Consider the following 22,206-nt stretch of genomic DNA (forward strand, 5'->3'; position numbering starts at 1 on the left):
TCACTTCGCGGTACCACCCTTCCCACGATGCGGACTCTTTGCAACCTTTGCAAACAGCACCGCTGACGTGCGAAATCGGCAAGTTTGCAAAGGGGGGAAGGAGGGGGCACCGCCCGGGACGCGTCGCGGATCCGTCACGGGCGCTCCCAGCTAGGACTTCTCCAGAAACTCGATCCGCTCGGCGTCCAGCGCGGACGCCACCATCGCCGCGAGTCCGGGGTGCTCGGCCAGATCCGGGTCCGCCTCCGTGACGTCGCGGGCGAACTCGCGGGCGGCCTCGATCACATCCTCGTGTTCGAGCAAGGACAGCAGCCGCAGCGTGGTGGCGCTGCCGGACTGTGCCGCGCCCAGGACGTCACCCTCGCGTCGCTGACGCAGATCCAGCTGCGCCAACTCGAAGCCGTCGTTGGTACCGGCCACCGCGGTGAGCCGCTCGAAGGCCGGCGAGCCCGGCATCATGTCGGTGATGAGGATGCACAGTCCCTGGTGACTGCCCCGGCCCACCCGACCGCGCAACTGGTGGAGCTGGCTGACACCGAACCGGTCGGCGTCCACGAGCACCATGACCGTCGCGTTGGGGACGTTCACCCCGACCTCGACGACGGTCGTGCACACCAGCACGTCGATCTCGCCGGCCGTGAAATCGCGCATCACCGCGTCCTTCTCGTCCGACGGCAGCCGCCCGTGCAGCAGACCCAGGCGCAGGTCCCGCATCGGTCCGGACCGCAACTGGTCGAACAGGTCCACCGCCGACGTCGTCTCGGGCGGCTCCTTGCCCGCCTTGATCAGTTCCGCGTCGCTCTCACCGTCGCCGATCCGGGAACACACCACGTAGGCCTGGCGGCCGGCGGCGACCTCCTCGCTGATCCGCTCCCACGCCCGGCCCACCCACTGCGGGGTCTGCCGCGCCGCGACCACCTTGCTGACGATCGGGGCGCGGCCCTGCGGGAGCTGCCGCAACGTCGACGTCTCGAGGTCGCCGAGGACCGTCATCGCGATCGTGCGCGGGATGGGGGTGGCCGTCATCACCAGGACGTGCGGGCTGATGCCGTCGCGCGCCCGGGAACGCAGCTCGTCACGCTGCTCCACGCCGAAGCGGTGTTGCTCGTCGATCACCACGAAGCCCAGGTCGAAGAACTCCACCCGGTCCTGGATGAGCGCGTGCGTGCCGATCACGATGCCGGCGTCACCGGTCACGATGTCGAGGAGCGCCGCCCGCCGGGCCGCGGTCGACATCGACCCGGTCAGCAGCGTCACCTTGGTGGCGACGTCCTCGGCCCCCAGTTCGCCCGCGACGCCGAGCGGCCCGAGCAACTCGCGCAGGGACCGTGCGTGTTGCGCTGCAAGCACTTCCGTGGGGGCGAGCAGTGCGCACTGGTATCCGGCGTCGATGGCCTGGAGCATCGCGCGCAACGCCACGATCGTCTTGCCCGAACCGACCTCGCCCTGCAGCAGGCGGTTCATCGGGTGGGGGCGGGCGAGGTCGGCGGCGATCTCGCGCGCCACCTCCTGCTGCCCCTCGGTGAGCTCGAACGGCAACCGCTGGTCGAAGGCGGCCGCGAGCCCGTCCGGCTCGGGTGGGCACTCGGGGGCGACGCGGGACGCGACGTCCCGGCGACGCCGGGCCAGGACCAACTGCAGGGCGGCGGCCTCGTCGAAGCGCAGCCGTTCCTGCGCCTGGCCGATGTCGTCGCGGTGGTCGGGCAGGTGCACCTTGCGCAGCGCCTCGTCCAGACCGATCAGACCGTGCTCCTCCCGTACCGCACGCGGCAGCGGGTCGTCGACGGTGTCGAGCTGATCGAGCACCTGCCGGACACAACGCAGGATCGTCCAGCTCTCCACCTCCCGGGTCGCCGGATAGAGCGGAATCAGCTCCCGATCGAAGATCGACATGTCGACCGAGGCCCCGGTGTCCTGGGTGGCGCGGGCCATTCCGGCGAGGGCACCGGCCCCCTTGACGTGCGCCATGGACACCACCGGATCCTCCCCGTCGGTCGGCTCGGGCAGGATGAGATAGCTCGGATGGGTCAGGCTCCACTTGCCGCGGAAGTACTTGACCGTGCCCGAGAACATCGCCCGCACCCCGGCACGGACCGCGTGCTTGACCTTGTGCGGGTTGAAGAAGGTGACGTCCACGCTCTGCGATTCCGCGGCGAGCACGACCTTGAGCATCTGCCCGCGCCGGCTCTTCATGTTCACGACGTCGGCCTTGACGACCCGCGCGATGATCGTCACGTGCGAGCCCTCCTCGGGCTCCTTCTCGGTGAGCTCCCGCCCCTGCGCGGCGTACCGGTGCGGGTAGTGCCGCAACAGGTCCTCGACCGTGCGGATGTCGAAGGCGTCGACGAGCGCGTCGGCCGTCTTCGCTCCCAACAGCTGGTCGAGACGATCGTTCAGCGTTGCCATCCTCGTGCCGTCCCTCCGTGTCCTACTCGACGTCCTACTCGACGCCGAACTGCAGCAGGTCGCGACTCTGCCCGCCCCGGTACACCATGACCTCGACGCCCGGGTGCCGTGCGGCGATGTACGCCTCCACGCGCGCGCCCAGTTCCTCGGACGCCTTCGCACCCAACAGGATGGTGACCAGTTCGCCGCCCGCCCCCAACACCAGGTCGACCAGGCGGCAGCCCGCGGTGGCGACGTCGGGTTCGATCACGACCACCTCGTGCCCGACCAGTCCGAGACAGTCGCCCGGTTCGCAGGTTCCGACGTACGTCAGCGCGCGCTGTTCGGCGATGCGCAGCGAACCCCACCGGGTCGCGGCGGCAGCCTCGGACATGGAGAACGCGTCGTCGACGGCGATCCGTCCGGGGTCGTGCACCGCGAGCGCCGCGAGCGCCTGGACGGTCGAGGAACTCGGCAGGAACACCACCTCGCGCCCGTCCGCACGTGCCTGGGCGCCGACGGCGACGAGGTCCTGGGCGGGCAGTGCTCCGTTGGGCAGGACCAGCACCTCGCGCCGGCCGGTGCCCCTGATCGCGGCCAGCAGCCGGGTGCGCGAGAGCCCGCCGTCCGCGCGGAGCACGTGCGCGCCCTCGGCGGCGAACAGGTCGGCAGCGCCGTCGCCCTCCACCACCGACACGACGGCACGTGGTCCCCGGCCGGTGACCGCGGTCCGCGCCGCGTCGAGCACGAAGCACGTGATGCGCACCTCGGAGAGCGTTCCGGCCGCGAGCCCCGCCTCCACGGCGGCGCCCGCGTCGCCGCAGTGCACGTGCACGGACCAGGTCGCCCCGGCGTCATCGACGTCACCGCCGTCGCTCACGATGACTACCGAGTCGCCGAGGTCGCCGAGCCGTGACCGGAGCGCGTCGATCCGACCGCGATCACTGTCCGACACGAGGTACATCACCTCGTAGTCCTGTCCCGACGCCTCGTGCACGAAGTGCGGCGCCGGGTGCTCGGCGTCCACTGCGCCGGTGCGGCGGGCAGGTGCGGGGGCACGCTCCGGCGCGTGCCCGGTCACCACTTCGACGAGCGCATCGAGGATGACGACCAGTCCGCGACCACCCGCGTCGACCACCCCGGCGGCCGAGAGGACGTCGAGTTGGGCGGGGGTGCGCGAGAGCGCGTCGGCGGCGGCGTCGGCGGCGGTGCGCAGGAGCTGGCACAGTCCCGTGTCCGCCCCGGCCGTGTCGGTGGCACGGGCCGCGGCCTCGAGGACCGTCACGATCGTTCCCGGCATCGGGACGCTCACGGCGTCGAGCGCCAGGTCGGTTGCGTGACGGAACGCCGAGCGCACCGTGTCCACGTCGAGCACCTCGGGGGTCGCCGAGTCCGTGATGCCGCGGGCGAATCCGCGCAGCACCTGCGACAGGATGGCGCCCGAGTTCCCCCGCGCCCCCGACACCGCTCCCCGCGCGAGTGCCCGGGCGACCGACGACGCGGAGCCGGTGGCGGGGGCGTCGACGGCGCGAACCGCGGACCGCATCGTGGCCAGGAGGTTGGTGCCGGTGTCCGCATCCGGGACGGGGAAGACGTTGAGGTCGTTGATCTCGTCGCAGTGCCGCTCGAGACCGGTCACGCACGCGCGGGCCCACCGGTGCAGGGTCGGGCCGTCCACCGTCTCCGGGACCTCGAGCACTCGCCTGTCCTCTCCTGCACCGACCTCGCACGATCACCGGACCGGCACCCGTCACGCGGCCGCCGGTCCTGTCGGCCCAGCCTAGCGGGGACGACGGACAACCCTCCTGTCCTGCGCCCGAACCGTGGAAGGTACGGTCTGTCGAGTCCTTCGACGAGGTTCGGGGTGCCCTTTTCCGTCACGACCATGGTGATTTGGCCATTCGAGGCGGGAGCGGTTACCCTTGCTAGGTTGCCTCGCACGAGCAGCTCAGCTGTGCGTGTTCGAAGGCGCCGCAACAAGACAATGTTTGACTATCACAAGGAGTTCGCGACTATGGCTGCCGTCTGCGACGTTTGCGCCAAGGGCCCCGGCTTCGGTAAGTCGGTCTCGCACTCGCACCGGCGTACCAACCGTCGCTGGAACCCGAACATCCAGACCGTTCGTGCCGAGGTTGCCCCGGGCAACACCAAGAAGCTGAACGTCTGCACCTCCTGCCTCAAGGCCGGCAAGGTCGTCCGCGGCTGAGACGCCGTCCCGGACAGTTCTCGACTGGACCCCCGACACCGAAGTGTCGGGGGTCCAGTCGTTTTCGGCTCGGTGCGCGAGACAGTCGCGGTGGATGGGACAGCACTGGCGTCCTCCCCGCGCGTGGCGACTACTGTGCTCCACGTGACTGCAACAGACGCACCCAGCAATGTCCGGATCGAGGACGGTGTTCTGCGCGTGGCCGTGGCCACCGCCGCGAACGGAACCTCGCTCGACATCGAGGGCATCACTCAGGCCACCGCGGCCCTGCGCGAGGCGGGCGACGACGTGCGCGCCGTGCTTCTCGTCGGTGACGGCGCGAACTTCTGCGCCGGCGGCAACGTGCGGGCCTTCGCGTCGGCGGAGAACCGCGGCGAGTTCGTCGGCGAGATCGCGCGCGCGTTCCACGAGTTCGTCCGCGCCCTGGACGAGACGTCCGCGCCGGTGGTGGCGGCCGTCCACGGTTGGGCGGCCGGCGCCGGTATGTCCATCGTGTGCCTGGCCGACATCGCGATCGGCGGGACCTCCACCAAGCTGCGGCCGGCGTACCCGTCGATCGGCTTCACCCCGGACGGCGGCATGTCGTGGACTCTGCCCAGGATCGTCGGGGCGTCGCGGGCCCGCGAGATCCTGCTCACCGACGCCGTTCTCAACAGCGACGAGGCGTGCCGCTTGGGTCTGCTGAGTCGCCTGGTCGAGGACGACCAGGTCCAGGACGAGGCCCTGCGGCTCGCGCGCATGCTCGCCGCCGGTCCGACCGCCTCCTACGCGGGCATCAAGGCCCTGTTCGTGAGCAGCCGCACCAACACGCTGTCGGAACAGCTCGACGCCGAGACCGCCTCCATCTCCGCCGCGGCGGACGGAGCGACCGGACGTGAGGGCGTCGACGCCTTCGTCGAGAAGCGTCGTCCCGACTTCTCCTCGGTCCGCGACGCCTAGTCCCGAACCCTCGTGCCCCGGTCGCCGGTCCGGACTCCACCGTCCCGGCGACCGGGCACGCACGTCCTCAGGGCAGACGCCAGTCCACCGGGTCCGCACCGAGTTCCGTCAGGAGCGCGTTGGCGCGGCTGAAGGGCCGGGACCCGAAGAACCCACGTGACGCCGACAACGGCGAGGGGTGCGCCGATTCCACGGTGGGGACATCACCCAGCATCGGTTTCAGGGTGGCCGCATCGCGGCCCCACAGGATCGCCACCATCGGCGTCCCGCGCTCGACGAGCGCGCGAATCGCCTGCTCGGTGACGGCCTCCCAGCCCTTGCGACGATGCGATCCGGCCTCCCCCGGCGCGACGGTGAGCACCCGGTTGAGCAACAGGACGCCGTTCTCGGTCCACGGGGTGAGATCACCGTTCGAGGGGGTCGGGTAGCCGAGGTCCCGGCTGTACTCGGCGAAGATGTTGTTCAGGCTCCGCGGCACGGGCCGCACGTCCGGCGCGACCGAAAAGCTCAGCCCCACAGCGTGTCCCGGAGTCGGATACGGATCCTGGCCGACGATCAGCACACGCACGTCCTCGAAGGGTTGCGTGAAGGCGCGCAGCACGTCGGCGCCTGCCGGCAGGTACCGGCGTCCTGCCGCGACCTCGGCCCGCAGGAAGTCGCCCATCTCGGCGATCCGCCCCTCGACGGGCGCCAGGGCCTTGGCCCAGCCCGGATCGATCAGGTCGACCAATTCCTTCGTCACCATCAGTCGAGCCTGCGCAGCGCGTCGCGGTAGTACGCGGCGTTGGCCTGGTACAGCTTCACGTTGAGGTCGAGATGACCCTCGGGGACCTCGTAGCCCTCCCGCACCTTGGCCGGCACCCCGAGCGCCATGCTGCGCGGCGGCACCTCGAACTTGAACGGGACCACGGCACCGGCGCCGACGATCGACCCCGCGCCCACGACCGAACCGTTGAGCACCACGGAGCCGGACGCGATGAGGCAGTGGTCGCCGATCGTGGCGCCCTCGATGTGGGCATTGTGGCCCACCACGCAGCCTGCCCCGATGACGGTGGCGTCGATCGACGTGCAGTGGACGATCGTGCCGTCCTGGATGTTGGTGCCGTCGCCCACGCTGATCGTGCCGTAGTCGCCGCGCAGTACCGCCTGGGGCCACACCGACGCGCCCGCTCCGAGCGTGACCGCACCGATCACGACGGCGTCGGGGTGGACGTAGGCGTCCGGCGCGATGTCCGGCTCGCGATCACCGAGTGCATAGATAGCCATGTCTGCAACCTATCCCGCGTCGAAGCTCTGCCAGCCGCCGGACGCCGCCCAGTCCCGTCCGTCGACCAGAACCCCCGGCGCATCCTCCCCCGACACGACGTCCCCGATCACGGTCCATCCCGCGGGCAGTTCGGTCTCCGGCGCGAACGTCGCCACCAGCGCGTGATCCTCGCCACCGGTCAGGATCCACTCCCACGGATCGATGTGCAGCACCTCGCCCGCGGCCTCCAGTAGCGGGTCGCCGCCGAAGAGTCGGCGGTCGATCCGGATCCGGACCTCCGACGCCTCCGCGATGTGGCGCAGGTCCGCGACGAGGCCGTCGGAGATGTCGGTCATGGCGTGGGCGCCGGCACGGGCGGCGTCCACACCCGCCGTGTACGGGGGCGACGGCACACGGTGCGCATCGATCAGCGGAGCGGACGAGGGATCGGTGCCGGCATGCGCGGTCGACAGGAACGCCAGACCCGCGGCCGAGTGCCCCAGCGTTCCCGCGACGGCGACGACGTCACCGGCGCGGGCGCCCGAGCGGAGCACCGGTGCGCGGCCCTCGAGGTCGCCGAGCACGGTCACCGACACCACGACGGCGGCGGACTGCACGAGGTCTCCACCGACCACGCCGGCATCGAGCGCCTCCGCCGCGAGCCCGATGCCGTCCGAGATGCCCGAGGCCACCGACACGGGGGTGTCGGGCGGGCAGCCCAACGACACCAGGAAGGCGGTCGGCCGGCCGCCCATCGCGGCGATGTCGGCACCGTTCTGCGCCACAGCCTTCCGGCCGACCTGTTCGGGCGTGGACCAGTCCAGCCGGAAGTGCCGGCCCTCGACGAGCATGTCCGCCGACACCGCGACGCGGCCGTCGGCGGCCCGTACCACCGCGGCGTCGTCGCCGGGCCCGAGAAGTGTCGTGGGCGGTTGCCGCCGCCGCTCGACCGCGCGGCCGATCACCGCGAACTCGCCGAGTTCGGCAACGGTGGGGTCGGCCTGGTACCGCCCGGTGCGCGGGGTGTCGATGATCGTCCTCCGAAGTATCGTTCGAATGCGTCGTTCCGGCCGGTCGCGCCAGGTCACACGTTCGGACTGGCATCGCGACTGGGGTACCTTTTAATTTGCGGCCGGACATCCCGGTACGGGTCTGCCCGCGGTCCCGGAGACACTACCGAGACGGCGGTGACTCTACCGAGACGACGGCGCACGACGACGGGAAGGGATGGACCCGTGGCGCAGGCATTCGTGCTGATCCAGACCGAGGTCGGGAAGGCCGCCGCGGTCGCAGCGACGCTGTCCCGGATCCCGGGCGTCGCCTCCGCCGAGGACGTGCGGGGACCCTACGACGTGATCGCCCGAGTGGGCGCCCCCGTCGAGTCGGGCCTGTCCGACGTCGTCGACGACATGAAGAAGGTGCCGGGCATCACCCGGATCCTGACCTGCCAGATCGCGGCTCCGGCCGCGCCGACCGAGAACTGAGATGTCCGAACCCGAACCGCATGCCCCCGCAGCTTCCGAAACCGAACCCACCGAGAAGCGCCACCCGGCGCTGATCGCGACGGCAGTGGCACTGCCCGTCGCGCTGGTCGTGGGCGTGATCGCCGCCGCCGCGATCGCGAACCGCTCCCCCGCCAAGGAGGATGTCGGTCTCGGCCCCGTCGAGGCGCCCGCCGCGCAGTCCAGCGAGTGCACGACGCTCATGTCCGACCTGCCCGAGAGCCTCGGCGACTACACCCGCGCCCAGTTGCGGGATCCGGCGCCCGAGGCGACCGCGGCATGGCAACCGGCCGAGGGCGATCCCGTGGTGATGCGGTGCGGGCTGCCGCGACCGCCCGAGTTCGACCAGGCGTCGCCGCTCAGCGTCGTGGACGGCGTGCAGTGGTTCGAGATCTCCGGCGCCGCGCAGGGCATCGAGGCCAGCACGTGGTACGCGGTCGACCGCGGGGTCTACGTCGCGGTCACCGTCCCCAACGGGTCCGGTCCCACGCCGCTGCAGGACGCGTCCGCGGCGGTGTCGAAGGCGCTGCCTCCGCAGCCGCTCGACCCGGCGCCGATCTCCAACCCCTGAGTCCGACGCAGCCCGGCCTCGCGCGGCCCGGTGTCAGCGCAGTCCGGTGCCCCGGGCCAGCGCGGTGTCGACCAGTGTGGACACCAGCTCGGCGTACTCGACACCCGCCGCCTGCCACATGCGCGGGAACATCGAGATCGACGTGAAGCCGGGCATCGTGTTGATCTCGTTGATCACCGGGCCGTCGGCGGTGACGAAGAAGTCGACCCGCGCCAGGCCCTGGCAGTCGAGCGCTCGGAAGGCCCGCACCGCGAGCGCGCGGATCTGTTCGCTGACGCTGTCGTCGAGGTCGGCGGGGACGTCGAACTCACACACGTCGTCCAGGTACTTGGTGTCGAAGTCGTAGAAGGCCGACTCGTCGCCCGCCGCGTCGGGCATCCGGATCTCGGCCACGACGCTCGCCCGGACGTCGCCGTCGGGGAACTCGAGGACCCCGCACTCGACCTCGCGTCCGACGACGCCGGACTCGACGATCACCTTGGGGTCGTGCTCGCGTGCGTGCGCGACCGCCGCGTCGAAGTCGGCCCAGTCGGCCACCCGCGTGATGCCGATCGACGAACCGCCCCGGGCGGGTTTGACGAAGACGGGAAGGCCCAGCTGCTGCTTCTGTTCCTCGGTGAGGCCCGCAGTGCCCGGCCGCAACACCACCTGGAAGCCGACCGGGAGGCCCTCGGCGGCCAGCAGTTTCTTCGTGAACTCCTTGTCCATTCCGGCCGCGCTGGCCAGGACACCGGGACCGACGTACGGGATGCCGGCCAGCTCCAGCAGTCCCTGGATGGTGCCGTCCTCGCCGTACGCGCCGTGCAGTACCGGGAACACGACGTCGACCGAGGCGAGCGCCTGCCCGGCCCGGGACTCGTCGAGCGCGACGAGCGCACCGGCCCGCGTGGGGTCGGCCGTCAGCGCCAGCGCCGTCCCGTCCGCGTCGACCGTCGGCATCGAGCGATCCTTGATCGCGAGGGCGGCGGGATCGGCGGACCCCAGTACCCACGCACCGTCCGTCGTGATCCCGATCGGTACCACCTCGTAGCGGTCCGGGTCGAGGTTCCTCAGGACGCTGCCGGCGGATACACAGGACACGGAATGCTCGTTGCTGCGGCCGCCGAAGACGACGGCGACCCTGGTACGCGGATTGTTCACGCCCCAAACCGTACCGTCGCCGGCTTCGACCGTCCGCACCGCCCGAGCCGCCGGATCGCGCTGCCGCGGGCCGTCACTCCGGCTTGACGCGGCGTCCCAGCAACATACCGACCGCGTCGCGTACGGCCATTCCTTCGTGACACACACGGTGGACGGCGTCCGTGAGCGGCATCTCGACGCCGTGCGCGGCGGCGAGCGCGCGCACCGAGGTGCAGGATTTGACGCCCTCCGCCACCTGTCCGTTCGTCGCGGCCTGGGCGCTCTCGAGGGATCCGCCGCGGCCGAGCCGCTCCCCGAAGGACCGGTTCCGGGACAGCGGCGAGGTGCACGTGGCGACCAGGTCGCCGACGCCCGCCAGACCCGCCAGTGTCGCCGCGTTCGCGCCCAGCGCGACACCCAGTCGGATGATCTCCGCGAGGCCGCGGGTGATGAGACTCGCGATCGTGTTCTCGCCCAGCCCGATCCCGGACGCCATACCGCACGCGAGCGCGATGACGTTCTTGCACGCACCGCCGACCTCGCAGCCGATCACGTCCGTGTTGGTGTACGGACGGAAATATCCTGTCGCGCAAGACTTCTGAATCTCGATGGCGCGCGCCTCGTCGGTGCAGGCGACCACGGTGGCGGCCGGCTGGCCCAGCGCGATCTCCCCGGCGAGGTTGGGGCCCGACAGCACCGCCACCCGCGCGGGATCGACCGCGGCCACCTGGGAGATCACCTCACTCATCCGCAGCAGCGTCACGCTCTCGATGCCCTTGGCGAGGCTCAGCAACGTGGCGTCCGGACCGATCGCGGCCGACCAGTGCTCGAGGTTGCCGCGCAACGACTGCGACGGCACCGCCAGTACGACGATGTCGGCGCCGTCGAGCGCCTGTTCGTGGTCGGTCGTCGCGTGTACCGCTGTCGGCAGCACGATTCCCGGCAGGTAGTCCGGATTCTCGTGGCGGGTGGCGACACTGTCGGCGACCTCCGCGCGGCGCGCCCACAGCGTGACATCCGTCCCCGCATCGGCGAGCACCTTGGCGAACGCCGTGCCCCACGAACCAGCCCCCAGCACTGCCGCCTTGCTCACGCTGCCCCTCCGTTCCGCGCTCGTCACTCGTGTCGTCACCACTCACACACCGCCGCGCGTCGACCTGCCCGCTCCGCCGACGGCACCAGAACACGATATCTCTCCGCGCCCCTCCGGCTGCCCGTCCCCGACTCGACGCGGCTGCTGGCAAGATTGCGCGCGTGGACGCGCAACACCGATCCGAGCGACCGGTGCACGCCCATGTCCTGATCGCGGTGAAGGAACTCCGCCTCGCGAAGTCCCGGCTCGCCGACCACCTGTCCGCCACCGACCGCGCCGACCTCGTCGCCGCGATGCTCCACGACACTCTGGCCACGCTCGTCGACGCCGGCTTCGGTGCCGCTGCGGGCTCCGGCGTCACGGTCGTCACGCCGGACCCGGCGGTGGCCGCGATCGCCGAACGCCACGGCGTCCGGCACTGGCCGGATCCGGAGCCCGCACGGACCGGCGACGACGGGCTCAACGCGGCGTTGGCGGCAGCCGAGGCCGGCGTGGGATTCGCGGCCGGCGCGCCGGATCTCGTCGCGCTGCAGGCGGACCTGCCGGCCCTGCGCCCCGAGGAACTGCTCGACGCGCTCGGAGCCGCGCGGCGCGCCGGGCGTGCGATCGTCGTGGACCACACCGGCAGCGGCACCGCCGCGCTCTTCGCGTGCGGGCCCGGACGCACCCTCGAGCCGCGGTTCGGAACGGATTCGGCGGCCCGCCACATCGCGTCCGGAGCCAAGGTGCTCGAGGGTGACTGGCCGGGACTGCGCCAGGACGTCGACACCGTCGCCGATCTCACGGCCGCCACCCGGCTCGGGCTCGGGCCCTCGACGCGAGCAGTTCTCGAACGGATCACGTGTCTGCCCGGTGTCGCACGACGGTCCTCGCCGTGAACTGCGTGTGATCGATTGTCGCGCCTCCGATTCTCGAGGGATGATCGAGGAGTGAGCAACGGGAGAGCACTCGAATCACGTACAGACACCGCCCGTCCGTCGGAAGACGGCGTCGGCACCGACCGGAAGGTTCCCGCCGGTGGCGGTGACGGCGGCGTCCGCCCGAGCATTCCCACCGCCCCGCCCGCCGCGACGCCGACCGGCCCGGAGGACGGCGGACTGCCGCGCGATCGCTATCTCAATCGCGAACTCAGTTGGCTCGACTTCAACTCGCGGGTGCTGGCGCTGGCCGAGGACACGTCGCTGCCCCTTCTCGAACGCGCGAAGTTCCTGGCGATCTTCGCGTCGAACCTCGACGAGTTCTACATGGTCCGGGTCGCGGGCCTCAAGCGTCGAGACGAAACCGGGCTGTCCGTCCGGTCTGCGGACGGCCTGTCCCCGCGCGAGCAGCTGGCACTGATCGGCAAACGGACACAAGAGATCTCCGACAAGCACGCCCGAGTGTTCCTCGACTCCGTCCGCCCCGCACTGGCCGCCGAGGGCATCTCGATCATCGGGTGGGCGGACCTCGACGGTGAGGAACGTCGTCGTCTGTCGGACCACTTCCACGAACAGGTCTTCCCGGTGCTGACCCCTCTGGCGGTCGATCCGGCGCACCCGTTCCCGTACATCAGTGGGCTGAGTCTGAATCTCGCGGTGACGGTGAAGGACGGCACGACCGGTGGCGAACACTTCGCGCGCGTGAAGGTTCCCGACAACGTCGACCGGTTCGTGCGGGTCACGCGGACCGGGGACGCGCCCGGCGCGATCGCGGCGTTCCTCCCCACCGAGGACCTCATCGCCGCGCACCTCGACGTCCTCTTCCCCGGGATGGAAGTTGTGGAACACCACGCTTTCCGGGTCACTCGCAACGCCGACTTCGAGGTCGACGAGGACCGGGACGAGGATCTCCTCAAGGCTCTCGAACGCGAACTCGCGCGCCGGCGGTTCGGCTCCCCGGTCCGGCTCGAGGTCGCCGACGACATGACCGAGCACATGCTCGAAGTGTTGCTCCGCGAACTCGATGTCGACCCCGGCGACATCATCCAAGTGCCTGGTCTACTTGATCTTTCGTCCCTGTGGCAGGTCTACGGCGTGGACCGGCCCAACCTCAAGGACGCGCCCTTCGTCCCGGCGACGCATCCGGCCTTCGGCGAACGGGAGACCCCGAAGAGCGTGTTCTCCACGCTCCGCGACGGCGACGTTCTCGTCCAGCACCCGTACGACTCCTTCTCGACCAGCGTGCAGCGTTTCATCGAGCAGGCCGCGGCAGATCCCCAGGTTCTCGCGATCAAACAAACGCTGTACCGGACGTCGGGTGACTCGCCCATCGTCAACGCGCTGGTCGCCGCCGCCGAAGCGGGCAAGCAGGTGGTCGCGCTCGTCGAGATCAAGGCGCGCTTCGACGAACAGGCGAACATCAAGTGGGCGCGCAAACTGGAACAGGCCGGCGTTCACGTCGTGTACGGCCTGGTGGGGTTGAAGACTCACTGCAAGACCTGCCTGGTGGTGCGGCGCGAGGGTTCGACCATCCGTCGGTACTGCCACATCGGAACCGGCAACTACAACCCCAAGACCGCGCGGTTGTACGAGGACGTGGGCCTGTTGACGGCGGCTCCGGAGATCGGTGCCGATCTGACCGACCTGTTCAACTCGCTCACCGGCTACTCACGCAAGTCCCAGTACCGCAACCTGCTGGTCGCTCCGTACGGCGTGCGCGCGGGCATCATCGGCCGCATCGAGGCCGAGATCGAGCACCGGCAGGCGGGGCGCGAGGCCGGAATCCGGCTCAAGGCCAACGCGCTCGTCGACGAGCAGGTGATCGACGCCCTGTACCGCGCCTCCCGTGCCGGCGTGCCGGTACAGGTGGTCGTGCGCGGCATCTGCGCGCTCCGGACCGGTGTCCCGGGCCTGAGCGAGAACATCGAGGTGCGCTCGATTCTCGGACGTTTCCTCGAGCACTCCCGGATCATGCACTTCCGCGGCTCGAACGAGTTCTGGATCGGCAGCGCGGACATGATGCACCGCAACCTCGATCGCCGCGTCGAGGTGATGGCACAGGTCAAGGATCCGCGGCTGACGCGCCAACTCGACGAGATCTTCGAATCCGCGCTGGATCCGACGACGCGATGCTGGGTCCTGCAGCCGGACAGCAGTTGGAAGGCCTCGCCCGCTCGTGGGGAGGAGGTGCGTGAGCACCAGGAGGAGATGATGCGCCGTCGCCGGTCCCACACCTGACCGCGTTTCCCCGATTCACCCTGCCGAGCACCGCGGCCCGCGGCCGATGGAAGGAACGGAGCCCTTGAGTTCAGACAAGCCGCACCCCGACAATTCGACGACCGACAAACCTGTCAAAGCAAACATTTTCGCGGCCGGCGCCGTTCTGTGGCGGAAGTCTCCCTCGAATCCCTATGAGATCGAAATCGCCCTGATTCACCGACCGCGGTATGACGACTGGTCGTTCCCCAAGGGAAAACTCGATCCGGGGGAAACGGCGATTGTCGCCGCGGTTCGCGAGATCCGGGAGGAAACCGGAATCGACGCGCAATTGGGCCGTCATCTCTCAGGTGTGACATATCCGATACCTGGGCACCGCAAGCTCAAGCGGGTCGAATACTGGGCGGCAGAGGCGGTCTCGGGACGTTTCGAGCCGAACGACGAAGTGGACGAGATGCTGTGGCTGCCGCTCGATCGCGTCGCCGAGCAACTCTCGTATCCGATGGATCGGACCATTCTCAGGCGATTCGCGCAGCTGCCGCCGGATACCACGACGGTGCTGCTCGTTCGGCACGCGAAGGCCGGGAGCCGTAAGAAGTACACCGGAGACGACAACCTCCGGCCACTCGAGACCAAGGGGCGGCTCCAGGCGGAAGCGCTCGTCCCCCAACTGCAGGCTTTCGGCGCGAGCGATGTCTGCTCGGCCGACCGCACGCGGTGCGTCCAGACGGTCGAACCGCTCGCCGAGGCGCTCTCGGTACCGGTCCGGATCGAGCCCCTGCTGTCGGAGGAGGGCTATGCCGCGGACCCGTCCGGAGCACGTGCCCGGGCCCGCAAGATCGCCGCGCTGGGCGGCGTCCAGGTGATCTGCAGCCAGGGCGGTGTCATCCCGGATCTGCTGGAGTGGTGGGCCGATCGTGACGGGGTGACACTGCCGCCGGCACGAAACCGCAAGGCCAGCACGTGGGTTCTGTCGATGTCGGGCGGGCGCCTCGTGGCGGCCGATCACATCGACAGCCCCTTGCCGGTCGTTCGCGCCGCGAACTGAGCGCGCCGGACACGGAAAACAACTCGGCGGCCGCGGGAGTGATCCCGTGGCCGCCGAGTTTCGTTTACGGAGGGTTCCGCCGACGCCGAGGCGCCGGACGCGTCACTTGCGGGCGCCGCGCTTGGCCGGAGCCTTCTTGGCCGCCGTGGTCTTCTTGGCGGCGGTGGTCTTCTTCGCTGCGGTCTTGGCGGGAGCCTTGGCCGCAGTCTTCTTGGCTGCGGTCTTGGCGGGAGCCTTGGTCGCAGTGGTCTTCTTGGCCGCAGTGGTCTTCTTCGCCGCGGTCTTGGCCGGAGCCTTGGTCGCCGTGGTCTTCTTCGCCGCGGTCTTGGCCGGAGCCTTGGTCGCCGTGGTCTTCTTGGCGACGGTCTTGGTGGCGGTCTTCTTCGCTGCGGTCTTGGCCGGAGCCTTGGTCGCCGTGGTCTTCTTGGCCGCGGTCTTGGCCGGAGCCTTGGCCGCAGTCTTCTTCGCGGCAGTCTTCTTGGCCGCGGTCTTCTTGGCGGCCGTCTTCTTGGCGGCAGCCTTCTTCACGGGCTCGGCAGCGCCGCGCTTGACGGCCGGACCGCTGGCCGGGAGCTTCTGGCCACCGGCGATGAGCGCCTTGAACTGAGCGCCCGGACGGAAGGCCGGCACCGACGTCGGCTTGACCTTGACGGTCTCACCCGTACGCGGGTTGCGAGCGACGCGGGCGGCGCGGCGGCGCTGCTCGAAGACGCCGAAACCGGTGATGGTGACGCTCTCTCCGGCGTGAACGGCACGCACGATGGTGTCGACGACGTGCTCGACGGCCTCGGTGGCGGTGCGCCGATCAGTGCCGAGCTTCTCGGTCAGAACATCGATGAGCTCTGCCTTGTTCATGGAAATTCCTCCGCAAACTAATGGTCCACCGTCGGACCGACTACGAACTACGGTAAACCCGAAATCGGCAAGAGTCTATGCGGCACGCCAATTCTCATCAAGCGCGGCCCCCCGATCTGTGATAGATCGGGGGGCCGCATCAGGATTCGGATTGCGTCAAATGTCGTTCGCGACTCGCGCCGGAAGCGTCGTAGGTTTCCATGACGGCCTTGACTTTTCGAACTCCGAAATCGCGTCCACCTGGCGCAACGTGAGTCCGATGTCGTCCAGGCCCTCGAGCAGGCGCCACCGCGTGTAGTCGTCAATTTCGAAGCGCACCACCGTCGTTCCGGCGGTCACGGTCTTGTCCTCGAGGTTCACGACCAATTCCAGGCCCGGCTGCTCGTCGAGCAACTTCCACAGCAGCTCGACGTCGTTCTGGTCGACCTGCGCGGCGAGCAGACCGGCCTTGCCGGCGTTGCCCCGGAAGATGTCGGCGAAGCGCGATGCGATCACGACCCGGAATCCGAAGTCCGACAGCGCCCAGACTGCGTGCTCGCGGGACGAACCGGTACCGAAGTCCGGCCCGGCCACGAGAACCGTTCCCTTGTCGTACGGCTCGACGTTAAGGATGAACTCCGGGTCGTTCCGCCATGCCGCGAAGAGCCCGTCCTCGAAGCCGGTGCGGGTCACCCGCTTCAGGTAGACGGCCGGGATGATCTGGTCGGTGTCCACATTGGAGCGGCGCAGCGGAACACCGATTCCCTTATGGGTGGTAAAGGCTTCCATCGTTCTTCTCCTAGTTCCTCGAGCCCAGTGCCAGGTCTGCCGGTGCCGCCAGCGTGCCCCGGACCGCGGTCGCCGCCGCCACTGCGGGCGAGACGAGGTGCGTACGACCGCCCTTTCCTTGGCGGCCTTCGAAATTACGATTGGACGTCGACGCGGAACGCTCGCCCGGAGCCAACTGATCCGGGTTCATTCCCAGACACATCGAGCAGCCGGCCTGCCGCCACTCCGCCCCGGCCGTGGTGAAGATCTCACCGAGACCCTCCTCCTCCGCCTGCGCGCGCACGCGCATCGAACCCGGAACGATGAGCATCCGGACCCCGTCGGCGACGCGGCGCCCCTTCAGAACGTTTGCGACAGCACGCAGATCCTCGATACGTCCGTTGGTGCACGACCCGACGAAGACGGTGTCCACCGCGACCTCGCGCAGCGGAGTACCGGCCTCCAGACCCATGTAGGCCAGAGCCTTCTCCGCAGCCAATCGTTCGCTCTCGTCGGCGAAATCGGCCGGATCGGGCACCGCGTCCCCCAGCGGAGCACCCTGGCCGGGATTGGTTCCCCACGTCACGAACGGGGTCAGGGACGCGCCGTCGATGTGCACCTCGGTGTCGAAGACCGCGTCGTCGTCGGTCCGCAACTCGTTCCACGCGGCCACCGCGGCATCCCAGTCGGCTCCCTGCGGTGCGTGCGGACGGCCCTTGATGAACTCGTACGTGATGTCGTCGGGCGCGATCATGCCGGCCCGGGCGCCGGCCTCGATCGACATGTTGCAGATCGTCATCCGGGCTTCCATCGACAGCTTCCGGATGGCCTCACCGCGGTACTCGATCACGTACCCCTGTCCGCCACCGGTACCGATCTTCGCGATGACCGCGAGGATGAGGTCCTTGCTCGTGACGCCGGGAGCCAACTCACCGTCGACGGTGACCGCCATGGTCTTGAACGGACGCAGCGACAGCGTCTGCGTCGCCATCACGTGCTCGACCTCACTGGTGCCGATTCCCATTGCGAGAGCGCCGAAGGCGCCGTGCGTGGAGGTGTGGCTGTCACCGCAGACCACCGTCATCCCGGGCTGCGTCAGACCCAGCTGGGGACCGACGACGTGCACGATGCCCTGGTCGAGGTCACCCATCGGGTGCAGCCGGACGCCGAACTCCTCGCAGTTCTTGCGCAGGGTCTCGACCTGCGTGCGCGAGACCGGGTCGGCGATCGGCTTGTCGATGTCGACCGTCGGGACGTTGTGGTCCTCGGTGGCGATCGTCAGGTCCGGCCGGCGCAGCTTGCGGCCGGCGAGCCGCAGCCCGTCGAAGGCCTGGGGGCTGGTCACCTCGTGCACGAGGTGCAGGTCGATGTAGATCAGGTCCGGCTTCTGCGCCGCACCCTCACCCTCTCCGCGCACGACAACGTGCTCGTCCCACACCTTCTCGGCCAGAGTGCGTCCTCTGTGAGCCATCTCTTCCACCTCTGCAATCTCCGATGTCGCGCCGCCGGGTTTCCGGGCTGACCCGTGTCGCGTGATGTGCCGAACCATCCGCTCCGCACTTCGGCTATGATCCCAATATGCGAGAACGGAGTATCGACCTATGAGACAGCATAGCGGCATCGGGGTACTCGACAAAGCAATGGGCGTACTCCACGCAGTGGCCGAACAGCCCTGCAGCCTCACCGAACTGTGCAACCGGACGGGGCTGCCGCGGGCCACGGCACACCGGCTCGCGGTGGGACTCGAGGTCCACCGTCTCCTCACTCGCGACAACGACGGTCTGTGGTGCCCCGGACCCGGCCTGAGCGAACTGGCGGCCAGCGCCACCGACCCGCTCGTCGACGCGGCCGCCCTGGTGCTCCCCCGCCTACGCGAGATCACCGGCGAGAGCGTGCAGCTGTACCGACGCGAGGGCACCCAGCGGGTGTGTGTGGCGGCCATGGAGCCGCCGACCGGCCTCCGGGACACCGTTCTCGTCGGCGCGCGCCTGCCGATGACCGCGGGCTCGGGCGCCAAGGTTCTGCTCGCGTGGGCGGATCCTCAGACCCAGAGAGCAATTCTGCCCGACGCCTCGTTCGGCGAACGGGTGCTGGTCGAGGTTCGGCGTCGCGGCTGGGCGCAGAGCGCCGCCGAGCGCGAACAGGGCGTCGCGAGCGTCGCCGCGCCGGTGCGCGATGCCGCCGGCAACGTCGTCGCCGCCATCTCCGTCTCGGGTCCGATCGACCGTATGGGCCGACGTCCGGGTGCGCGTTGGGCCGCCGATCTCCTCGCAGCCGCGGAGGCACTGCACAAACGCCTGTGAGCGGCACGGGGCCCCACGCCGCCGCCGCGAACGTGATGCGTGGCACAGTCTTGTTCGAACGAATTCCAGTCGAGCGGAGGTAGTGCGGTGGGGACGAATCAGCGCGGACAGATCAGGATGACCGAGGACGAGATCACCCGATTCGTCGAACGCAGTCGCGTTTCGACGATGGCGACGGTCGGCCCCGGCGGCATGCCGCACCTCGTCGCGATGTGGTACGCCGTCATCGACGGTGAGTTGTGGTTCGAGACCAAGGCGAAGTCCCAGAAGGCGGTCAATCTGCGCCGTGACGGCCGGCTCACCATGATGATCGAGGACGGCGACACCTACGACACCCTCCGTGGCGTTTCCATCGAGGGCCGTGGCGAGATCGTCGACGACCCCGAGGCTCTCTTCAAGGTCGGCATCAGCATCTGGGAGCGCTACACCGGCCCGTACTCCGAGGACGTCAAGCCCGCAGTCGAGATGATGCTGCACAAGCGGATTGCCGTCCGCGTCGTGCCCGAGCGCGTCCGCTCGTGGGACCACCGGAAGCTCGGGCTGCCCGCGATGCCGGTCGGCGGATCCACGGCCGCTTACCTGTAGACCGAAAAACCACGCGACGCCTCCTCCCCCTCGGCGGTACATTCCGAGGACCGACGACAGGGAGGAGGACGACGTGGCCGAACCCGGGTCCGAGAACATCAAACGTCAGTTCCGCGAGGCGCTCGATCGCAAGAATCACGCACGCACCGCCGCGACCGCCCATCTGGACGGACAGTCCAAGGTGCACGACGCCCACGGCAGCGCCGACCACAAACGGCAGTTCCGCCGCAAGAGTGGTTAGGAATCGCCCGCGGGAAACCGATCGCTACGACGAGAAAGCGGAACACCCTCCGATCATCGATGACGATCGGAGGGTGTTCCGCTCTTGTAGCCCCGACGGGATTCGAACCCGCGCTACCGCCTTGAGAGGGCGGCGTCCTAGGCCGCTAGACGACGGGGCCAGGACTGCGTTCTCCACAAGCTCGCTCCGCGAAAAAACCCTCCGAGATCGGAGGACGTTTCCGTGGTAGCCCCGACGGGATTCGAACCCGCGCTACCGCCTTGAGAGGGCGGCGTCCTAGGCCGCTAGACGACGGGGCCGAGAACTTGCTTCGAACGCTGTATGACTGTTCGGCTCCGAGGAGCGGTCACAGTGTATGTGCTGCAGCGACTTGCTCGAGCGAATCTCTGCGTCTGGAATATCCGGCGAGCGTACTCGCCGAAATCCGTAAGGCATTCACCTCGCGGACTTCCGCTGGGGTACCAGGACTCGAACCTAGAATGGCTGAACCAGAATCAGCTGTGTTGCCAATTACACCATACCCCAATGGCTTGTTCCTTCGGCCTGCCCTGCGGGCATCGCGGCCTCCGTTCCGAACCGAGAAGAAGATTAGCACCAACCCTGCGTCGAACTACAAATCGGCAGGTCAACGGCGGTAAATCCCGGCACGGACGCACTCGGCCCGCCCGAGGAACCGGGCGGGCCGAGATACGCGGCTGCAATTGTCAGGCGATCCGTTCACGCGCCGAACGCAGGCGGGCCACGGTCTTCTCCCGGCCCAGCAGTTCCATCGACTCGTAGAGCGGAGGACTGACGTGCGAGCCGGTGAGCGCGACACGCACCGGCGCGAACGCCTTGCGCGGCTTGAGCTCGAGCTTCTCGATCAACGCCGCCTTGAGTGCCGCCTCGAGGTTCGCGGTCGTCCACTGCTCCACCGCATCGAGCGCGGCGATCGTCTCGTCCAGCACGGGTGCGGCGTCCGCCCCCAGATTCTTCGACGCAGCCGCCGGGTCGATCGTGAACTCGGAGTCGTCGACCAGGAGGAACTTCAGCAGATCCCACGCGTCGGACAACACCACGATGCGGGTCTGCACCAGGTCGGCCGCGACGTCGAACTGATCGGGCGTGAGGGCGTCGACGGGGTGGCCGTGCGTGGTCAGGTACGCGCGCAGGCGTGCCGAGAAGTCGGCAGGCTCGAGCAACCGGATGTGCTCGGCGTTGATCGCGTCCGCCTTCTTCTGGTCGAACCGTGCCGGATTGGAATTGACCTTGGAGATGTCGAAGGCCGCCACCATCTCGTCGAGCGAGAACACGTCGTGGTCGTCGGCGATGCTCCAGCCCAGCAGCGCCAGGTAATTGAGCAGACCCTCCGGAATGAAACCGCGGTCCCGGTGGATGAAGAGGTTCGACTCCGGATCGCGCTTGGACAGCTTCTTGTTTCCCTGCCCCATCACGAACGGCAGGTGCCCGAACTCCGGCGTGAACTCGGCGACGCCGATGCGCTGCAGTGCCTCGTACAGCGCGAGCTGACGGGGCGTCGACGAGAGCAGGTCCTCACCACGCAGCACGTGTGTGATCTTCATCAACGCGTCGTCGACAGGGTTCACCAGCGTGTAGAGCGGGATCCCGTTGCCGCGGGTGAGGGCGTAGTCCGGCACCGTGCCGGCCTTGAACGTGGTCTCGCCGCGCACCAGATCGTTCCACGTGAGGTCGTGGTCGGGCATCCGCAGGCGCACCACCGGCTTGCGCCCCTCCTCGAGGTAGGCGGCGCGCTGTTCGTCCGTCAGATCCCTGTCGAAGTTGTCGTACCCCAGCTTGGGGTCACGTCCGGCCGCCTTGTGCCGCGCCTCGACCTCCTCGGGCGTGGAGAAGGACTCGTACGCCTCGCCGGCCTCGAGTAGGCGCCGCACCACGTCGAGGTGCAGATCACGCCGCTGGGACTGCCGGTACGGCTCGTACGGCCCGCCCACCTCGGGGCCCTCGTCCCAGTTCAACCCCAGCCAGCGCAGGGCGTCCAGGATCGCCTGGTACGACTCCTCCGTGTCCCGGGCAGCATCCGTGTCCTCGATGCGGAACACGAACGTCCCACCGTGATGTCGCGCGAACGCCCAGTTGAACAGGGCGGTACGGACGAGCCCGACGTGCGGGGTGCCGGTGGGTGACGGACAGAAACGGACGCGTACTTCGTTGCTGGTCATGGCTCACTTCGGATAGACACTGCTAGACGCCGTCAGGCGCGGCCAGGGACGGAAC

Annotated in this window: 21 protein-coding genes and 3 tRNA genes; 10 read left to right on the plus strand and 14 right to left on the minus strand. The window is 69.1% G+C overall.

Going from position 1 to position 22,206, the window contains the following annotated elements; genetic code table 11:
• Positions 1 to 150 precede the first annotated feature (150 nt).
• The gene (gene recG, locus E7742_RS11690) at positions 151 to 2,406 is read right to left on the minus strand and encodes an ATP-dependent DNA helicase RecG (RefSeq protein WP_137799101.1); all 2,256 of its coding nucleotides are present in this window, start codon (positions 2,404 to 2,406) and stop codon (positions 151 to 153) included.
• Between the two features lie 34 nt (positions 2,407 to 2,440).
• Positions 2,441 to 4,084, minus strand: coding sequence for a DAK2 domain-containing protein (locus tag E7742_RS11695; protein ID WP_137799102.1), 1,644 nt, complete (start codon positions 4,082 to 4,084; stop codon positions 2,441 to 2,443).
• Between the two features lie 315 nt (positions 4,085 to 4,399).
• Between E7742_RS11695 and rpmB the strand changes: the two genes are divergently transcribed.
• The gene (gene rpmB / locus E7742_RS11700) at positions 4,400 to 4,591 is read left to right on the plus strand and encodes a 50S ribosomal protein L28 (RefSeq protein ID WP_137799103.1); all 192 of its coding nucleotides are present in this window, start codon (positions 4,400 to 4,402) and stop codon (positions 4,589 to 4,591) included.
• 144 nt (positions 4,592 to 4,735) lie between these two features.
• Positions 4,736 to 5,530, plus strand: coding sequence for an enoyl-CoA hydratase/isomerase family protein (locus tag E7742_RS11705; RefSeq protein ID WP_137799104.1), 795 nt, complete (start codon positions 4,736 to 4,738; stop codon positions 5,528 to 5,530).
• Positions 5,531 to 5,597: 67 nt separating this feature from the next.
• Here E7742_RS11705 and E7742_RS11710 read toward each other — a convergent pair whose 3' ends face one another.
• The 3 genes from E7742_RS11710 to E7742_RS11720 are packed head-to-tail and all read right to left on the minus strand — an operon-like array spanning position 5,598 to position 7,741.
• On the minus strand, positions 5,598 to 6,275 hold the full coding sequence (locus E7742_RS11710) for a uracil-DNA glycosylase (RefSeq protein ID WP_137799105.1): 678 nt from the start codon (positions 6,273 to 6,275) through the stop codon (positions 5,598 to 5,600).
• Positions 6,275 to 6,796: a gamma carbonic anhydrase family protein gene (locus E7742_RS11715; protein WP_137799106.1), complete on the minus strand. Its 522-nt coding sequence runs from the start codon at positions 6,794 to 6,796 to the stop codon at positions 6,275 to 6,277. The genes E7742_RS11710 and E7742_RS11715 overlap by 1 nt, the downstream gene beginning before the upstream one ends.
• Before the next feature lie 9 nt (positions 6,797 to 6,805).
• Entirely contained in the window at positions 6,806 to 7,741 is a 936-nt protein-coding gene (locus E7742_RS11720; protein ID WP_254699311.1) for a thiamine-phosphate kinase, read from the minus strand.
• A gap of 270 nt (positions 7,742 to 8,011) precedes the next feature.
• On the opposite strand from E7742_RS11720, the gene E7742_RS11725 reads away from it, so the two are divergent.
• The gene (locus E7742_RS11725) at positions 8,012 to 8,260 is read left to right on the plus strand and encodes an Lrp/AsnC ligand binding domain-containing protein (protein ID WP_137799107.1); all 249 of its coding nucleotides are present in this window, start codon (positions 8,012 to 8,014) and stop codon (positions 8,258 to 8,260) included.
• Position 8,261: 1 nt separating this feature from the next.
• A complete protein-coding gene (locus E7742_RS11730) occupies positions 8,262 to 8,849 on the plus strand; it encodes a DUF3515 domain-containing protein (protein WP_137799108.1) in 588 nt (195 codons plus the stop codon).
• Between the two features lie 33 nt (positions 8,850 to 8,882).
• Here E7742_RS11730 and E7742_RS11735 read toward each other — a convergent pair whose 3' ends face one another.
• Positions 8,883 to 9,989 carry a D-alanine--D-alanine ligase family protein gene (locus E7742_RS11735; RefSeq protein ID WP_137799109.1) on the minus strand — a complete coding sequence of 369 codons (1,107 nt, stop codon included), beginning with the start codon at positions 9,987 to 9,989 and terminating at the stop codon, positions 8,883 to 8,885.
• A 73-nt stretch (positions 9,990 to 10,062) separates the two neighbouring features.
• Positions 10,063 to 11,061: an NAD(P)H-dependent glycerol-3-phosphate dehydrogenase gene (locus tag E7742_RS11740; protein ID WP_137799110.1), complete on the minus strand. Its 999-nt coding sequence runs from the start codon at positions 11,059 to 11,061 to the stop codon at positions 10,063 to 10,065.
• Positions 11,062 to 11,222: 161 nt separating this feature from the next.
• Between E7742_RS11740 and cofC the strand changes: the two genes are divergently transcribed.
• The 3 genes from cofC (at position 11,223) to E7742_RS11755 (ending at position 15,243) form a co-directional block, all read left to right on the plus strand.
• On the plus strand, positions 11,223 to 11,939 hold the full coding sequence (gene cofC / locus E7742_RS11745) for a 2-phospho-L-lactate guanylyltransferase (RefSeq protein ID WP_137799111.1): 717 nt from the start codon (positions 11,223 to 11,225) through the stop codon (positions 11,937 to 11,939).
• A gap of 51 nt (positions 11,940 to 11,990) precedes the next feature.
• A complete protein-coding gene (locus tag E7742_RS11750) occupies positions 11,991 to 14,216 on the plus strand; it encodes an RNA degradosome polyphosphate kinase (protein ID WP_137799112.1) in 2,226 nt (741 codons plus the stop codon).
• Between the two features lie 64 nt (positions 14,217 to 14,280).
• The gene (locus E7742_RS11755) at positions 14,281 to 15,243 is read left to right on the plus strand and encodes an NUDIX hydrolase (protein WP_254698985.1); all 963 of its coding nucleotides are present in this window, start codon (positions 14,281 to 14,283) and stop codon (positions 15,241 to 15,243) included.
• A gap of 102 nt (positions 15,244 to 15,345) precedes the next feature.
• Here the strand turns inward: E7742_RS11755 and E7742_RS11760 are convergent, their stop codons facing one another.
• The 3 genes from E7742_RS11760 to leuC all read right to left on the minus strand — a co-directional run bounded on the left by E7742_RS11760 (position 15,346) and on the right by leuC (position 18,316).
• The gene (locus E7742_RS11760) at positions 15,346 to 16,098 is read right to left on the minus strand and encodes an HU family DNA-binding protein (protein WP_137799114.1); all 753 of its coding nucleotides are present in this window, start codon (positions 16,096 to 16,098) and stop codon (positions 15,346 to 15,348) included.
• Between the two features lie 156 nt (positions 16,099 to 16,254).
• Positions 16,255 to 16,866: a 3-isopropylmalate dehydratase small subunit gene (leuD, locus tag E7742_RS11765; RefSeq protein ID WP_137799115.1), complete on the minus strand. Its 612-nt coding sequence runs from the start codon at positions 16,864 to 16,866 to the stop codon at positions 16,255 to 16,257.
• Between the two features lie 10 nt (positions 16,867 to 16,876).
• The gene (leuC, locus tag E7742_RS11770; RefSeq protein ID WP_137799116.1) at positions 16,877 to 18,316 is read right to left on the minus strand and encodes a 3-isopropylmalate dehydratase large subunit; all 1,440 of its coding nucleotides are present in this window, start codon (positions 18,314 to 18,316) and stop codon (positions 16,877 to 16,879) included.
• A gap of 130 nt (positions 18,317 to 18,446) precedes the next feature.
• Here leuC and E7742_RS11775 point away from each other — a divergent pair, with 130 nt between their 5' ends.
• From E7742_RS11775 to E7742_RS23230, 3 genes are all read left to right on the plus strand, one after another.
• Positions 18,447 to 19,148: an IclR family transcriptional regulator gene (locus tag E7742_RS11775; protein WP_137799117.1), complete on the plus strand. Its 702-nt coding sequence runs from the start codon at positions 18,447 to 18,449 to the stop codon at positions 19,146 to 19,148.
• A gap of 87 nt (positions 19,149 to 19,235) precedes the next feature.
• The gene (locus E7742_RS11780) at positions 19,236 to 19,733 is read left to right on the plus strand and encodes a pyridoxamine 5'-phosphate oxidase family protein (RefSeq protein ID WP_137799118.1); all 498 of its coding nucleotides are present in this window, start codon (positions 19,236 to 19,238) and stop codon (positions 19,731 to 19,733) included.
• A gap of 73 nt (positions 19,734 to 19,806) precedes the next feature.
• Positions 19,807 to 19,974 carry a DUF5302 domain-containing protein gene (locus E7742_RS23230; RefSeq protein WP_175420473.1) on the plus strand — a complete coding sequence of 56 codons (168 nt, stop codon included), beginning with the start codon at positions 19,807 to 19,809 and terminating at the stop codon, positions 19,972 to 19,974.
• Between the two features lie 87 nt (positions 19,975 to 20,061).
• Here the strand turns inward: E7742_RS23230 and E7742_RS11785 are convergent.
• The 4 genes from E7742_RS11785 to gltX all read right to left on the minus strand — a co-directional run bounded on the left by E7742_RS11785 (position 20,062) and on the right by gltX (position 22,151).
• Positions 20,062 to 20,134: transfer RNA gene (locus tag E7742_RS11785), tRNA-Glu, on the minus strand.
• A 63-nt stretch (positions 20,135 to 20,197) separates the two neighbouring features.
• A tRNA-Glu gene (locus E7742_RS11790) sits at positions 20,198 to 20,273 on the minus strand.
• 154 nt (positions 20,274 to 20,427) lie between these two features.
• Positions 20,428 to 20,499: transfer RNA gene (locus E7742_RS11795), tRNA-Gln, on the minus strand.
• Between the two features lie 179 nt (positions 20,500 to 20,678).
• On the minus strand, positions 20,679 to 22,151 hold the full coding sequence (gene gltX, locus E7742_RS11800; RefSeq protein WP_137799119.1) for a glutamate--tRNA ligase: 1,473 nt from the start codon (positions 22,149 to 22,151) through the stop codon (positions 20,679 to 20,681).
• Between the last annotated feature and the right edge of the window lie 55 nt (positions 22,152 to 22,206).

It is taken from the genome of Rhodococcus sp. SGAir0479 (assembly GCF_005484805.1).
Classification (GTDB): domain Bacteria; phylum Actinomycetota; class Actinomycetes; order Mycobacteriales; family Mycobacteriaceae; genus Prescottella.